Origin of the sequence: Mesorhizobium sp. AR07 (assembly GCF_024746815.1) — a bacterium.
In the GTDB taxonomy this organism is placed as follows: Bacteria; Pseudomonadota; Alphaproteobacteria; order Rhizobiales; family Rhizobiaceae; genus Mesorhizobium.
In genome coordinates this window covers 62,939-76,284 of record NZ_CP080526.1, presented here as the reverse complement: position 1 = coordinate 76,284, position 13,346 = coordinate 62,939, and the positions used below count along the sequence as shown (strand labels likewise).

The window sequence follows — 13,346 nt, the reverse complement described above, 5'->3', positions numbered from 1 at the left end:
GAAGGCGCCATGACCCAACGCATCGTCATCACCGGAACAGACACCGGAATTGGCAAGACCGTATTCTCGGCCGGGCTCGCCGGCCTGCTCGACGGCTTCTATTGGAAGCCGGTTCAATCGGGTCTCGACGGCGAGACCGACAGCGAGGTGGTTGCGCGGCTTGCCGGCCTGCCGTCGGGGCGCGTGCTGCCGGAAGCCTACCGCTTGAACAGCCCACTGTCGCCGCACCGTTCGGCCGAGATCGACGGCATATCGATCAAGGCTGCCGATCTTTCATTTCCGGTCCTGCCGGCGCCGCTGGTGATCGAGGGCGCGGGCGGCCTGATGGTGCCGCTCAACCGGAAGACAAGGTTCATCGACATATTCGCTGAATGGCGGCTGCCGGTCATTCTGTGCGCCCGCACCACGCTCGGCACCATCAACCACACGCTGCTGTCGATCGAGGCCCTGCGGGCCCGCTCCATCCCGCTGGCCGGCATCGCTTTCATTGGCGATGAGATGGCCGATACGCAACGGACCATCGTGGAAATGGGCGGTGCGCCGCAGCTCGGCAGGCTGCCGTATCTCGATCCGCTGACGGACAAAACGCTGAAGGACGCAATGGTTGCCGGATTTGCTTTCGCCTCGGGTACGGGGGATCACTGATGTCGCAGGTCTGGCATCCCTTTACCCAGCACGCGCTTGAGCCCGTGATCCCTGAAATCGTCCTGACGGAGGGAGCCTATCTCCACAAGGCTGACGGCACGCGTATCCTGGATGCCATCTCCTCCTGGTGGGTCGTCACCCATGGCCACCGCCACCCCCGCATCATGAAGGCTATCGAGACGACCGCGTCGAGCCTCGACCAGATCATCTTTGCCGGCTTCACGCACGAGCCGGCAGAGCGCCTGGCCAAGGCACTTGTCGGTCTCGCTCCCGCCGGGCTCGATTGGGTGTTCTATTCCGACAGCGGCTCGACCTGCGTCGAAGTCGCGCTGAAGATGGCGCTCGGTTATTTCCGCAACATCGGCGCGCCGCGCTCGCGCATCGTCGTCATGGAGCACAGCTATCATGGCGACACGATCGGCACGATGAGCGTCGGCGCCCGCGGCGTGTTCAACGCCGCCTACGAGCCTTTGCTGTTCGAGGTCGACACCATCCCCTTCCCGGCCGCCGGGCGCGAGCAGGAGACACTGGATCGGTTCGAGGCTGTCTGCCGCGACCGGCGCGCCGCCGCGCTGATCGTCGAGCCGCTGGTGCTTGGCGCCGGCGGCATGCTGATGTATCCGGCCTGGGTTCTGACCGAATTGAAGAAGATCGCCGAGGCCTCCGGCACGCTGTTGATCGCCGATGAGGTGATGACCGGCTGGGGGCGCACCGGTACCATGTTCGCCTGCGAGCAGGCATCGATCTCTCCTGATATTTTGTGCACCTCGAAGGGCTTGACCGGCGGCGTGATCCCGCTGGCCGCCACGCTCGCCACCGATGCCATCTTCCAGGCCCACTATTCGACGGACCGCAAGAAGACGTTTTTCCACTCGAGTTCCTACACCGCCAATCCGATTGCCTGCGCGGCGGCACTTGCCAATGTCGAGATCTGGCACGACGAGCCGGTGGCCGAGCGGATCGCGGCCCTGAGCGCGATGCAGGTCGCTGGGGTTCGGCGCTTTCACGACAATGCCAGCTTCACCGACTGCCGGGCGACCGGCACGATCGCGGCTCTCGATCTGCGCGCCGATTCAGCCGGTTATCTCGCCGAGATCGGACCGAAGCTGCGCGCGTTCTTCCTCGCGCGCGGCATGCTTGTTCGTCCGCTCGGCAACGTCCTCTACCTTCTCCCGCCCTATTGCATCACTGGCGACGAGTTGGACGGACTCTATGACGCCATCGAGGAGGCCGGTGAACGCTTCGGCTCAAAGCCATGAGCAGGTCGTCGTGCATTCTCGGATTTGGCCACCATGCGCCTGGTCGCAAAGTGGCGAATGCCGAGATCGAGAACAATCTCGGGCTCGAGCCTGGCTGGATCGAGCGGCGCACCGGAATACGGTCACGCTTCTGGGCGACGGAGGAAGATACGCTGTCCGGTCTTGCCGCGCAGGCTGGCGACATGGCGCTGGCGAACGCCGATATTGACCGAAGCGACATCGGTCTGCTGTTGCTTGCCACCTCGACGCCCGACCACCTTCTGCCGCCCAGTGCACCCCTTGTCGCGCACAAGCTCGGCCTTGGCCGCGCAGGCGCGGTCGATTTAACCGGCGCCTGCGCCGGCTTCATCTATGCGCTGATGTTTGCTGATGGATTCACCCGCCTGCACGGCAAACCAGCGCTGGTCATCGCCGCCAACATCCTCAGCCGCCGCATCAATCCAGCCGAGCGCGCAAGCTCGGTGCTTTTCGCCGATGCCGCCGGCGCCCTGGTGATTGGTCCTTGCGAGGATACCGATCAGGGCATTCTCGGCGCTTCGGTGGATTCCGACGGCTCGCGCTACGGGCTGATCCAGATACCGGCCGGCGGAAGCAACATGCCGTTCCATGACGGCCTCGACCTTGGGCAAACCCGGATGACGATGACCGATGGCCGCGAAGTGTTCGCCAGGGCTGTCGAGATGATGACCGATTGCTCGACAAGCGCGCTCGCCGCCGCCGGAGTGCGACCACAGGATGTCGGTCGGTTCGTGCCTCATCAGGCGAATGCGCGCATTTTTGATGCGGTCGGGCGAAACCTCGGCATAGCGGATCAAGCAATCGTCAAGACGATCGCCGAATACGGCAACTCTTCCGCCGCGACGATCCCGCTGTCGCTCTCGCTTGCCAATCAAACAGAGCCGTTTCGACCGGGCGAGAAAATCCTGCTCGCCGCAGCAGGTGCAGGTCTCAGCGGCGGCGCACTCGTCGTCGGAATTTAGCGGGAAACCCGGCTGCCAAGGTCGACCTTGTATGATGAATAGGGACAGCAGAAATGCGAAAAATAGTCGCCGGCAAGCTGCACGGCATCCATGTCACCGAAGCGAACCTCAACTACCACGGTTCGATAACGCTCGACCCTGACCACTGCGAAGAAGCCGGGATCCTGCCCATGGAATTCGTGGAGATATGGAACCAGAATTCCGGTGCGCGGATTTCGACCTATGTCATTCTGGGCGAGCGCGGCTCACGCTGCTGTGTTCTAAATGGAGCAGCTGCCCGCACGTGCCAGCCAGACGACCAGATCATTGTCTGCAACTCCATCTACCTGGACGAAGCGCATATCACCTCGCTGAAGCCGCGGATCGTCACGTTCGACCAGGACAACCACATACTTGACCGCCTGAGCTACTCCGTCGATCTTGACGCGGATGGCCGCTACACTTTCTCCATCCTTGACGAGGCGAATGAGGCTTTGGCCATTCCTGCGTTGGTCTCTGGGGCGTGACTTGCGCTCCGCATATGTGACGGCCTCTCCCCCCGTTCCAACTTGCTCGGTGCTGAAGAGAGGATCTAAAACCTGCCGGAGCCGCTGACACTCCGGCTTCGAACGGAGGAGTCCGGTCGCCTTTCGATACGGCGGGCTTTCGTGAGATGTCGCAATGTCTCGCATCTCCATGATGCTCGAACAGCGACGCGCCTCAATGTATTTTGCGTGTTTGAACCCCGTCTCAGGCTACTTGCGGTGGCGGCTTGCAAATTCTTGCCGCCTTTTCCAGCGCCGCGGCCGGTCCTTTGCGACCTAGCTTTTCATGATCTTTGCCGCCGTGTCGATCAAGCAGGCCACATAGTCGTCTTCCGCATCGGCGGCGGTGCCAACCATCACCATAAATATGGCCAGCCGGACGGCCGCAAGCAGCGTTGAAATGGCCCTTCGGCGATGTGTTTCTCCCGCCGGCGCCAAAGGCTCACCAGCCATCCAACGTCTCCCTCAATCCGGTGTAGATATCAGCGTTCGTCAATCGGCGGCTTGCCAGCAAGGCCGAGCCTGGCTCGTTGGTCATCGGCGGAATTTTCGGCGGGAGACTGTGTCTTGAACCGAAGAACTGTCAGTTTGCCGTCCTCGACAATATGAACGACCCATCCCCCACCGGCGCGTTTGACGCGCACGTCGTTTGGTTCGCCAGCCACCATCGCTGCCCCCCATTTGGTCGCCCTGGACCGAGACTGGAAGTCGTTCCCCGCAAAGCGAAAAGCACGGTACCTTACGTAACGTCAAGCACAGATTTTCTGATAGCTGACGCTTTATGGTTTGGACGGGGGCAGCGATTTCGGCCCGGAACCTCCGAGCCCGCCGCATCTTGCATTCGGATCGATTTAGATGCCCGAATTTTGCATGTTAATGCGGCCTTAATTATCCGCGGCTAATGTGGATGGGAACGCGTATTCAGTTCGAGTAGCTCTGCAAAAAGCCCGCCGCTCTTGCCCCTAGGAGTGGCGGGTTTTTCGGTTGTGAAACGCTGGCGCGGAGAAGCTGCAGATGGATGCAGCCCGACGACAGTGGCGGTGCTTCAGACAATCTAATCCTAATCGCTGCGCTGCAAACAGGTCGCGACCGGTGGGCAGCAGGACATCGTCGGCAAGCCGTGGTTTTTGCAGCAGCGCGTCACGATCGCCCCACTGGTTTTGTCAAGCCGTCATGCAGAGCACTGGTTCAAGCCGGACTGAATCCGGCGAGCATCGTTCGTTCCCCCCATCCGTCTGTAAAGCCGAGAATGGCGATATCAATCCTGTCGAGTGGCATTTTTCGTGATTCCTGCGACTAATTGGCCATTTTGCGCAACGATTATCGAAGCGCACCCTCTCGCGCAAGCGTATTCGCAAACACCTGCGCGCCGATTCATGGTTCACTGGGTTTAGACAGGGAACGAGCCTAAAAGGGCCGGATCAGGAGATAAAAAGATGCGCGTCGGCTGCCCCCGAGAAATCAAGAATCACGAATACCGCGTCGGCCTCACGCCCGGCTCGGTCCGCGAATATGTCGCCCATGGCCATGAAGTGCTGGTCGAGACCGGCGCCGGTGCCGGCATCGGCGCCGACGACAACGCCTACCGCGCCGCCGGCGCCACCATCGCCAAGACGGCCGCGGACGTGTTTGCCAAGTCCGACATGATCGTCAAGGTCAAGGAGCCGCAGCCCAACGAATGGGTACAGCTGCGCGACGGCCAGATCCTCTACACCTATCTCCATCTCGCTCCGGATCCGGAGCAGACCAAGGGCCTGCTGGCTTCCGGCGTCACGGCGATCGCCTACGAGACGGTGACCGATGATCGCGGCGGCCTGCCGCTGCTCGCGCCGATGTCGGAAGTCGCCGGCCGCCTGTCGATCCAGGCCGGTGCCACCGCGCTGCAGAAGGCCAATGGCGGCCGCGGTGTGCTGCTCGGCGGCGTGCCCGGCGTGCTGCCCGGCAAGGTCACCGTGCTCGGCGGCGGCGTTGTCGGCCTGCATGCGGCCCGCATGGCGGCCGGCCTTGGCGCCGACGTCACCATCATCGACCGTTCGATCCCGCGCCTGCGCCAGCTCGACGACCTCTTCGCCGGCCGCGTCCACACCCGCTATTCGACCGTCGAAGCGCTAGAAGAAGAGTGCTTTTCGGCCGACATCGTCGTCGGCGCCGTGCTCATCCCGGGTGCTGCCGCGCCGAAACTCGTTTCGCGCGAAATGCTGTCCGGCATGAAGAAGGGCGCCGTGCTGGTCGACGTCGCCATCGACCAGGGTGGCTGCTTCGAGACCTCGCATGCCACTACCCATGCTGACCCGACTTACGAAGTCGACGGTGTCATCCATTACTGCGTCGCCAACATGCCCGGCGCGGTGCCGGTCACGTCGGCGCACGCGCTCAACAACGCGACGCTTCATTATGGGCTACAGCTCGCCGACAAGGGCCTGAAGGCTTTGGTCGACGACCACCATTTGCGCAATGGCCTCAACGTCCACAAGGGCAAGATCACCAACCGCGCGGTCGCCGAAGCGCTCGGCTACGAACTGGTTGAGCCGAAAGCCGTTCTCGCGGCCTGATTTCACCAAAAAGAGTTTCCTCCCGTCTCGCCCGCCGGTTCGTTCCGGCGGGCTTTTTTTGGCGACGATTGGCAGAGGCGTCTTCCCCTCCCCTTTTCGTCCATGTCGCGGTGCAGCTCGTCGGGGCGAAACGCTGGTCGACGATGAAGCTGAACGCGCAGCTGGAGTCCCCGGCTTTTCCTGATGCGACTGAGTACCAGGAGCCTCTCCCCGTTAGAACGCGCTTTGGCGCCCCCGGGGTGCCCGGTGCAATCGTTCCCGGTCTCGACCAGATCGTCGCTGAGGAACAGGAGTACACCCGCCCCACCGGCAAGTCCGATTCTATTCATTACGTGCGTCCAGCTCTGCTCGCAGATAGCTATCGTCGAGCGTGCCGGACCGGAATTCTCCGAATGATCGATTCCGATCTTCAGAACAGAAGAGATCGAGAACAGGCTTGGCAGCGTTTCAGGTCAGGATCGCTCCCTCTTGCTACATCCAGCATGGATGCGCCAACCGCGGTCGGATCAATACGACGCAAGACGGTCCGGATACGTCGCTATTGACCGCGGTGTAGGACGACCATCGCAACAGTCTTGCCAGGGGCTTTATTGCTTTCAGCGGCAACCGCCATTATGTAGCGACACTTCGCCGACTGTCTTTCAAGCCACCCGGAGTTTTTCGTGACAGAAGAAGCCGACAACAACATCAACGTCCTCATCGAGCTCACCGCCGATGTCGTCTCAGCCTATGTCGCCAACAATCCGGTCCCGGTGGGTGAACTTCCTGCCCTGATTGGCCAAGTGCACGCGGCATTCAAAGGCACGGCCGGCGCCAATGTTTCCGCAGAAGAACCGGAGGCTCTCAAGCCTGCTGTATCGATCAGGAAGTCGCTAACACCGGATTACATAATCTGCCTTGAGGACGGGAAGAAATTCAAATCGCTAAAGCGCCATCTGTCGACCCACTATGGGCTCACGCCAGACGAATATCGCGCCAAATGGGGTCTGCCGGCGGATTATCCCATGGTCGCGCCGAATTACGCCGCTACGCGCTCGGCATTGGCCAAGACGATGGGGCTCGGCCGCAAACCGAAAGAGCCGGAAACGCCCGCGCCGGCAAAGCGGACCCGCAAGAACGTCGCAGCTTGATTTCAGCAATCGAGCTTTGTCTCGGGGTGCGCAGTTGCCATTGGCACAATCTGCATCTGTCTGGAATATGAAAAGGCGGGGTCTACCCCGCTTTCCCTTTCAAGCAGCTTGGCTTCTCCAGCAATTCGCGGGCTGCAGCATCCGCTGCTCAAGCCGTCCAGTCGAGCCCTGTGCTCGCCCGCTCTGATCACGCGGCGTCAGACGATCCTGAATCCATCGCGTCCATCCACTGTTGACAGGAGCCAAGGGAAAAAAGATTCAGCCGGCTTTGCTGAGGCTGCCAGCTGAGGACTTGCCGGTGCGGCGGTCCTGTTCGATTTCATAGTTGATCTTCTGGCCATCAGTGAGGGTCGAGAGGCCCGCTCGTTCAACGGCGGAAATGTGGACAAAAACATCCTGACCGCCATTGTCGGGCTGGATAAATCCAAATCCCTTGGTGCTGTTGAACCATTTTACCGTTCCAGTCGCCATATGCGTTTTCCTTTGTAACAATTGCAATGTGGGCAGGCCTCAGGCCAGTCCCGATTCATAACCGAAACTTTAGCGGTAGGCGCAGCAAAAACTAGAAATCTGCAAGGCTCGTTTTGACCGGCGGCTGTAACTCCTCATCTACCGTCCAGCGTCCGCCCGTAGAGGCTCACAACGACACGCGTTACGGCCCCGATGCGATACCCGAGACGGACGGGCCTAGAAGGGCAAGAGCTACCAGCCACGGCGACGAGAAGTTGATCGCTTGGGGCAAATGGCCTGGACGACGGCGCTATCGGACGGTTCGGGCCTCGCCGGTTTAGATGGAGGCTGGCCGTCGGCCTTCCCCGCGGCAGGTCCACCCCGCCCAAGGGACGAACGACTTTTCGTGAGAGGTGGTCCTATGCAAAAGCCACACGTGCGCAGTAGATGTCCATCCGGCCGGAAAGGCCAAGAGCCTCTAGGGAATCGACATTGCCGCTGCTCCCGCCCTTGATCCGCCACCTCAAATCACCTGACCTGTTTGGCAGCCTTGACCGCCTGCAGGCGCTTGGCAAACCAGTCAGTGAGCGCACATTTGAGGTCCTCAACCCGTCGACGGGCGAAGTGCTGGCAGAGCTTCCCGACATGGGCGTCGAGGAGACACGCGCTGCGGTCGCCAAAGCCTATAGCGCGCAGCCTGGATGGGCGGCATTGACGGCCCGTGAGCGCAGCGACGTTCTGTGGCGCTGGCATCAACTGATTATCGAACACGCCGATGACCTTGCTGCGATATTGACCGCGGAAATGGGTAAGCCCCTTGCCGAGGCCAAATCGGAAGTGTCGCATGCCGCGGCCTACCTGCAATGGTACGCCGAAGAGGCCAACCGCATCTATGGCGAGACGATCTCCGCACCATCGACGGACCGTCGCTTGCTGGTAATCAAGCAGCCGATCGGCGTCGTCGGCACGATTACGCCATGGAATTTCCCGGCTTCCATGGTGGCGCGCAAGATCTCGCCAGCCTTGGCGGCGGGCTGCACGATCGTGCTGAAACCCGCTGAACAGACGCCGCTCGTTGCCGGCGCAATGTTCGCCCTTGCCCATCAGGCTGGCTTTCCCGAAGGCGTGGTCAACCTGATCTATGCGTCTGAAGGCGATGCCGTCGGCCGCGAACTCTGCACCAACCCCAGGGTCCGCAAGATCAGCTTCACCGGCTCGACCGAGGTTGGACGGCTGCTCATGCGACAGTGCTCGGACCAGATCAAGAAGGTCAGTCTCGAGCTCGGCGGCAATGCGCCTTTCATCGTCTTCGATGATGCTGACGTCGATGCGGCCGTCGACGGTGCGATCCAGGCCAAGTTCCGCAACGCCGGCCAGACCTGCGTTTCCGCGAACCGGCTTTACGTCCAGTCGGGCGTTCACGATGAATTTGTCGACAAATTCGTTGAGCGGGTTCGCCAGCTTCAGGTTGGTGACGGTTTCGATCCTGGTGTCGCCATCGGCCCGCTGATCGACATGCATGCGCTCACCAAGATCCAATCGCATATCGCCGATGCCGTCGCTAAAGGCGGCACAATTCGCTGCGGAGGCGAACGCATTGGCAAGGACGGCACATTCTTCCAACCGACGGTCCTCACTCAAGTCTCCAGCGAGATGACGATTGCGCAGGAGGAGACATTCGGACCGCTGGCCCCCACCATTCGCTTTGACGATCCGGATCAGGTCGTGCACGAGGCAAATGACACGATCTACGGTCTGGCCGCCTACTTCTATGCCTCGAACTTGCAGCGTGTCTGGCGTGTGGCCGAGGCCTTGGAATATGGCATGGTGGGCATCAACACGGGACGCATGTCATCGGAAGCGGCACCCTTCGGCGGGATGAAGCAGTCCGGCATCGGGCGGGAGGGTTCCCGTCACGGGCTCGAGGATTACCTTGAAATGAAATATCTCTGCATGGGCGGCATCTGAGGCCTCTGCTTGCGAAATCGCGGAGCGGCCGACGCAAGCGATTTCGGAACATGTGAACCATGCCCGTGCCAGATGCCTATACCGGCACTTTTCCACGGCCGGACTTGCAGGCAGCGAGCCATTGCATGGCGGAAATTGCATCTTCCAATATGGCTGCCCGTTTCGCAAAGCCGAAAAAGGCATTGCGTGCTGCGCTTACGGGTTTTCGCCCATCGTATGCATCATAGCAGGCCTTGATGGCGGCTTCGTGGATCAGGTCTCTGCGATCTTCTGGCCAGTCATTGAGGAAATCGATAGCGTCCGCAAGGCTGGCAATCTCCTGCACGATGTAGGTTGCACGCTTCACGAAAACTGGGCTGCTGAAAGCATCAATGTTCATTGGTTCCTCCCGACCTACTGAACGACTGGTCCGCGTGAACAGGCGCTTCATCGACACCCGCCGACGATTGCAGAATGTGTTGTCAGGGCAATGACGGTTCAAGAGGAAAGCAGGGGCTTTGGTAGGCTAAACCTGCCGCGGCTCCAGAACCTCGCAATGAGGATGCGATGACCCGGCTTTGTGGGGCTGTGTTGTCCTGGCAGTGTGTCGTCGCACGGGCTCATCCGAGACCTCCAACTGGACTGACAGCCGGCCGCCAGCTCAAAGCGTTGCCGACGGTCGGCCGCTCTAGCCTGCATACCGCGCCATGCTGACAGCAGGACAAGAGATCGGGAGCGTACCCCCAGGCGTCGGCGGTGAGCAGCTTTCGTCATGGCTTGGACGGCGGCAAAGTCTCCGAAAAACTTTGGAGAATGCGTGGCGGCGGGTGGACGAAAGCGTACGCTCCGCCTAGAGGACACTCGCAACTCCCCTAAGTCCGCGAGATCACCATGAGGCAGCCGCAGCGACCCTTTGTCGTCGAGATCAAACAGAAGCGTGGGCTCCTGAAGCGGCCCCAGTCGGTCTGGGCCGGCATCGACCTCGCTGCCATCGCGAACGAAGTCGCGGAAGCGAAGACGGAAGGTGCGATCGCCAAAGCGACGCCGCCGCCGACTTTTCCCGAAGATGTTCGTCCTCAGCCAATGCTCACCACCGGTGAAGCAGTATCCGACGCCAAGGACGGGATCGTGCCCGACGGATCGTCGCCTAAGCCGCTGGCGGTTGAGGAAGCGCCGATGCCGGAAGCATCGAATGCACAGGCTGGAGGCAGACGAACCCGCAAGTTAAAGCGGTGGCACAAAGATGTTACTTTGCCGCGAGGTCAACGATGGAAGCGGCGCCTGCCATGGGTGCTCCGTCAGAGCCGGGCCTAGCGGTGGGTCTACTGCTTCAGCATTGAAGCCGCCCTTGTCAAACTGACAGACCAGCAGTGCATCCAAAACGAAGAAACTTGAGCCGGACCATAGGTGACGCCTATCGGCTGCTCTCGGATTTGGGTGCGAGAATGAAATCAAAAACGGGCTGAGGCAGCTGTCCAGGCGTCTGCTCGCGCAAAGCAGTCGGGAGAGTTGTGGCCGCTTTGGCTTCGACCGCGAGGGCGGCGGGTGTCATTCCGATTGCGGCCTCGAAGAACCGGCTCGGCAGAAGCGCCACCTGACAAAAGAGCGCCGCAGCCCTTGCGGCATGGCGCGCGGCAGCGACCCGCTTTCCCTCCCTGATCTTCACCCCGGCCGCCGCCAACAGGATCAATCCCTTGAAGAACACGCGATGCTGGGCGCTTTGTTTCGCAGCATGCCATAGCGGCTCCCAAGCCTCATGAGCTTCCCAGTAATAGCCGTGGTTGAAAAGGTCGATGCCCCATCGGAACACGTTTGAGCTGAGTGATTCCTGGACCGTGACAACGGTCCCCGGATCGCTTTGGTAACTGTGACCCAAGGGGTGGAGAACCGGATGCGGATATTTGCCAGGCAGGTACGCGTAGCCCGGGAAATTCTTTTCGGGCACCAAGCGAGGACGTGACATAGGCCCAGCAATCACGAAAGCGCGGTGGTGGCAATTCCAGATGAAGTAATCGCTTGCGCCAGAGTGCCAGCGGTAAAGAAATATCTTGCGCTGTCCCGACAAAATGCGCTCATGGGGACATTCCTCCATGGGCACGTGCGCCGGGAGGGCACCTCTAACACGACCGGTAGACCGAGGGAGGGCTCAACCCAATGAGCAGGGTGGCGCGCGAAGATGCGAGTCCGGCTTCGTCGGCGACATTTGCGCCGCTCGAGAATGCGACCTTTCGATCGATCTGGCTTGCCACACAGGTCGCCAGCCTTGGCTGGCTGATTCAAACTGTTGCCATCAGTTGGCTGATGGCGACCATTTCGACCTCGGACGTGATGGTCGCCCTTGTGCAGGCTTCGACCACACTGCCCGTATTCGTCCTGTCGATTTTCGCCGGGGCCCTGGCTGACAACTACAGCCGGCGCAATCTCATGTTCGCCGGCTGGTGCGCGATAGCGTTGTCCTCGGCGATGCTGACTGTTCTTGCGACGTTGGGGATTTTCAATCCTTGGGTGGTTCTCGCCTTCAGCTGTTTGGCCGGAGCCGGAGCCGCTTTCACCGATCCTGCCTGGCATGCGTCGGTGGGCGATATCTTGCGAAAACGCGAAGTCCCAGCCGCGGTCACGCTCATCTCGGTTGGATACAACGCCATTCGAAGCGTCGGCCCGGCGCTCGGTGGCATCGTCGTTGCCTCCTTTGGACCACTGACAGCTTTCGCTTTGGCGACACTGACCTATGTAGCGCTGCTGTGGACCATAGGGCGCCGCAAATGGGATGTTCCCGCTTCACCTCTCCCGCGCGAGCCATTGACGACTGCCATCCATGACGGGGCGCGCTTCACGGCCCTCTCTGCGGAGATCAAGGCGGCAATCGCGCGTGGAGCGCTTTTTGGCCTGACCAGCATCTCCATACTCGCGCTCCTGCCTCTCGTTGCCCGCGATCAGCTAGGCGGAGGACCAATCGTTTATGGTGTCCTGATGGCCGGCTTCGGGACCGGCGCCTTGTGCGTCGGCATTTGCAACAATGTCTTGAGGCGGTCGCTGTCCCAGGAGCGGCTGACTACACTGGCATGCATTGCCTGTGCGGCGTGTTGTCTGTCTCTTGCTCTCACCTCCTCAGTGGTGGTGGCGGCCATTGCGCTGGCGCTCGGCGGCGCGGGCTGGGTCGTCACCTGGACGGGGCTCGACGTGAGTGTTCAATTGGCAAGCCCAAGGTGGGTCGTCGGTCGCACGCTCTCGATCCACTATGCCCTTTCGTCTGGCGGTATCGCGGCCGGCAGTTGGCTGTGGGGCTCAGTGGCTGAGACCTATTCGCTTACCTTGGCACTCGAGGTTTCCGCTGGCGCGCTAATAATGGTCGCGGCCACCGGCTTTCTGATGCCTATCCGTCAATGGCAAGACTCTGATCAGGATCCTTTTGGCTTCGAAACGCCACAGCTCGCTCTCGACCTGAAGCCGAGAAGCGGGCCGATCGTCGTCAAGATCGAGTACTCAATACCGGAGGCAAACGTCGAAGCTTTCCTGGACCGGATGCAGGAACGACGGCGAGTACAAAGCCGCGTCGGTGCACGGCACTGGAACCTCCAGCGCGATCTTCAGGATCCGTCGCTTTGGACAGAAACCTTCCGCACGCCGACGTGGATGGACTATCTGCGCCTGAACCATCGCCTGACGACCGCGGACAAGGAGTTGGACCAACATCTGCTCGAATTGAATATGGGAATTCCGCCTCATACCAAGCTTTCGATTGAACGACCGACCGGGGCAACCCGCAAGCGGGATCAGTCGACGCGATTTTTCTTCCGGCTGTGATCGCAGGGTTGCACTGGTAAGGCTGGAATGGCGAGGCGACATGACCGGCTTGTGG

Annotated in this window: 14 protein-coding genes; 9 read left to right on the top strand and 5 right to left on the bottom strand. The window is 60.9% G+C overall.

The features are described 5' to 3' along the window. The first annotated feature begins 9 nt into the window (after positions 1–9). Genes bioD through panD form a run of 4 tightly spaced genes read left to right on the top strand, consistent with a single transcriptional unit; the run spans position 10 to position 3,390 of the window. Positions 10–645 carry a dethiobiotin synthase gene (gene bioD, locus BPNPMPFG_RS33070; protein ID WP_258597647.1) on the top strand — a complete coding sequence of 212 codons (636 nt, stop codon included), beginning with the start codon at positions 10–12 and terminating at the stop codon, positions 643–645. Continuing rightward, positions 645–1,904 carry an adenosylmethionine--8-amino-7-oxononanoate transaminase gene (locus BPNPMPFG_RS33065; protein WP_258597422.1) on the top strand — a complete coding sequence of 420 codons (1,260 nt, stop codon included), beginning with the start codon at positions 645–647 and terminating at the stop codon, positions 1,902–1,904. Before bioD ends, BPNPMPFG_RS33065 begins: the two co-directional genes overlap by 1 nt. Continuing rightward, positions 1,901–2,884, top strand: a complete 984-nt coding sequence (gene bioZ, locus BPNPMPFG_RS33060) for a 3-oxopimeloyl-[acyl-carrier-protein] synthase BioZ (protein ID WP_258597420.1) — start codon at positions 1,901–1,903, stop codon at positions 2,882–2,884. The genes BPNPMPFG_RS33065 and bioZ overlap by 4 nt, the downstream gene beginning before the upstream one ends. Positions 2,885–2,937: 53 nt before the next feature. After that, positions 2,938–3,390 (top strand): aspartate 1-decarboxylase, encoded by a 453-nt coding sequence (panD, locus tag BPNPMPFG_RS33055; RefSeq protein ID WP_258597419.1) that lies wholly within the window; start codon positions 2,938–2,940, stop codon positions 3,388–3,390. 294 nt (positions 3,391–3,684) lie between these two features. On the opposite strand, the gene BPNPMPFG_RS33050 is transcribed toward panD, so the two are convergent. Continuing rightward, positions 3,685–3,861, bottom strand: coding sequence for a hypothetical protein (locus tag BPNPMPFG_RS33050; protein WP_258597417.1), 177 nt, complete (start codon positions 3,859–3,861; stop codon positions 3,685–3,687). Positions 3,862–3,890: 29 nt separating this feature from the next. Then, positions 3,891–4,076: a hypothetical protein gene (locus BPNPMPFG_RS33045; RefSeq protein ID WP_258597415.1), complete on the bottom strand. Its 186-nt coding sequence runs from the start codon at positions 4,074–4,076 to the stop codon at positions 3,891–3,893. 768 nt (positions 4,077–4,844) lie between these two features. Here BPNPMPFG_RS33045 and ald point away from each other — a divergent pair. Both ald and BPNPMPFG_RS33035 read left to right on the top strand, forming a co-directional pair. Beyond that, positions 4,845–5,960: an alanine dehydrogenase gene (gene ald / locus BPNPMPFG_RS33040; protein ID WP_258597413.1), complete on the top strand. Its 1,116-nt coding sequence runs from the start codon at positions 4,845–4,847 to the stop codon at positions 5,958–5,960. Between the two features lie 662 nt (positions 5,961–6,622). Further along, on the top strand, positions 6,623–7,090 hold the full coding sequence (locus BPNPMPFG_RS33035; RefSeq protein ID WP_258597412.1) for a Ros/MucR family transcriptional regulator: 468 nt from the start codon (positions 6,623–6,625) through the stop codon (positions 7,088–7,090). A gap of 258 nt (positions 7,091–7,348) precedes the next feature. Here BPNPMPFG_RS33035 and BPNPMPFG_RS33030 read toward each other — a convergent pair whose 3' ends face one another. After that, positions 7,349–7,561: a cold-shock protein gene (locus tag BPNPMPFG_RS33030; RefSeq protein WP_019863204.1), complete on the bottom strand. Its 213-nt coding sequence runs from the start codon at positions 7,559–7,561 to the stop codon at positions 7,349–7,351. Positions 7,562–8,032: 471 nt separating this feature from the next. Between BPNPMPFG_RS33030 and BPNPMPFG_RS33025 the strand changes: the two genes are divergently transcribed. Beyond that, positions 8,033–9,508 carry an NAD-dependent succinate-semialdehyde dehydrogenase gene (locus BPNPMPFG_RS33025; protein WP_258597410.1) on the top strand — a complete coding sequence of 492 codons (1,476 nt, stop codon included), beginning with the start codon at positions 8,033–8,035 and terminating at the stop codon, positions 9,506–9,508. Between the two features lie 76 nt (positions 9,509–9,584). Here the strand turns inward: BPNPMPFG_RS33025 and BPNPMPFG_RS33020 are convergent, their stop codons facing one another. Further along, on the bottom strand, positions 9,585–9,887 hold the full coding sequence (locus tag BPNPMPFG_RS33020) for a DUF982 domain-containing protein (RefSeq protein ID WP_258597409.1): 303 nt from the start codon (positions 9,885–9,887) through the stop codon (positions 9,585–9,587). Positions 9,888–10,378: 491 nt separating this feature from the next. On the opposite strand from BPNPMPFG_RS33020, the gene BPNPMPFG_RS33015 reads away from it, so the two are divergent. After that, complete coding sequence (locus tag BPNPMPFG_RS33015; RefSeq protein WP_258597408.1) at positions 10,379–10,801, top strand: hypothetical protein; 423 nt, start codon at positions 10,379–10,381, stop codon at positions 10,799–10,801. Positions 10,802–10,901: 100 nt separating this feature from the next. Here BPNPMPFG_RS33015 and BPNPMPFG_RS33010 read toward each other — a convergent pair whose 3' ends face one another. Further along, positions 10,902–11,552, bottom strand: coding sequence for a DUF309 domain-containing protein (locus BPNPMPFG_RS33010; RefSeq protein WP_258597407.1), 651 nt, complete (start codon positions 11,550–11,552; stop codon positions 10,902–10,904). A gap of 89 nt (positions 11,553–11,641) precedes the next feature. Here BPNPMPFG_RS33010 and BPNPMPFG_RS33005 point away from each other — a divergent pair, with 89 nt between their 5' ends. Beyond that, positions 11,642–13,291, top strand: a complete 1,650-nt coding sequence (locus BPNPMPFG_RS33005; protein ID WP_258597405.1) for an MFS transporter — start codon at positions 11,642–11,644, stop codon at positions 13,289–13,291. Positions 13,292–13,346: the final 55 nt, after the last annotated feature.

Excerpts from the sequence above, each read along its gene's own strand:
- BPNPMPFG_RS33030 (WP_019863204.1), bottom strand. The coding sequence starts at position 7,561 with ATGGCGACTGGAACGGTAAAATGGTTCAACAGCACCAAGGGATTTGGA.
- bioD (WP_258597647.1), top strand. The coding sequence starts at position 10 with ATGACCCAACGCATCGTCATCACCGGAACAGACACCGGAATTGGCAAG.
- BPNPMPFG_RS33065 (WP_258597422.1), top strand. The coding sequence starts at position 645 with ATGTCGCAGGTCTGGCATCCCTTTACCCAGCACGCGCTTGAGCCCGTG.
- BPNPMPFG_RS33050 (WP_258597417.1), bottom strand. The coding sequence starts at position 3,861 with ATGGCTGGTGAGCCTTTGGCGCCGGCGGGAGAAACACATCGCCGAAGG.
- BPNPMPFG_RS33045 (WP_258597415.1), bottom strand. The coding sequence starts at position 4,076 with ATGGTGGCTGGCGAACCAAACGACGTGCGCGTCAAACGCGCCGGTGGG.
- BPNPMPFG_RS33005 (WP_258597405.1), top strand. The coding sequence starts at position 11,642 with ATGAGCAGGGTGGCGCGCGAAGATGCGAGTCCGGCTTCGTCGGCGACA.
- panD (WP_258597419.1), top strand. The coding sequence starts at position 2,938 with ATGCGAAAAATAGTCGCCGGCAAGCTGCACGGCATCCATGTCACCGAA.
- bioZ (WP_258597420.1), top strand. The coding sequence starts at position 1,901 with ATGAGCAGGTCGTCGTGCATTCTCGGATTTGGCCACCATGCGCCTGGT.
- BPNPMPFG_RS33020 (WP_258597409.1), bottom strand. The coding sequence starts at position 9,887 with ATGAACATTGATGCTTTCAGCAGCCCAGTTTTCGTGAAGCGTGCAACC.
- BPNPMPFG_RS33015 (WP_258597408.1), top strand. The coding sequence starts at position 10,379 with ATGAGGCAGCCGCAGCGACCCTTTGTCGTCGAGATCAAACAGAAGCGT.
- ald (WP_258597413.1), top strand. The coding sequence starts at position 4,845 with ATGCGCGTCGGCTGCCCCCGAGAAATCAAGAATCACGAATACCGCGTC.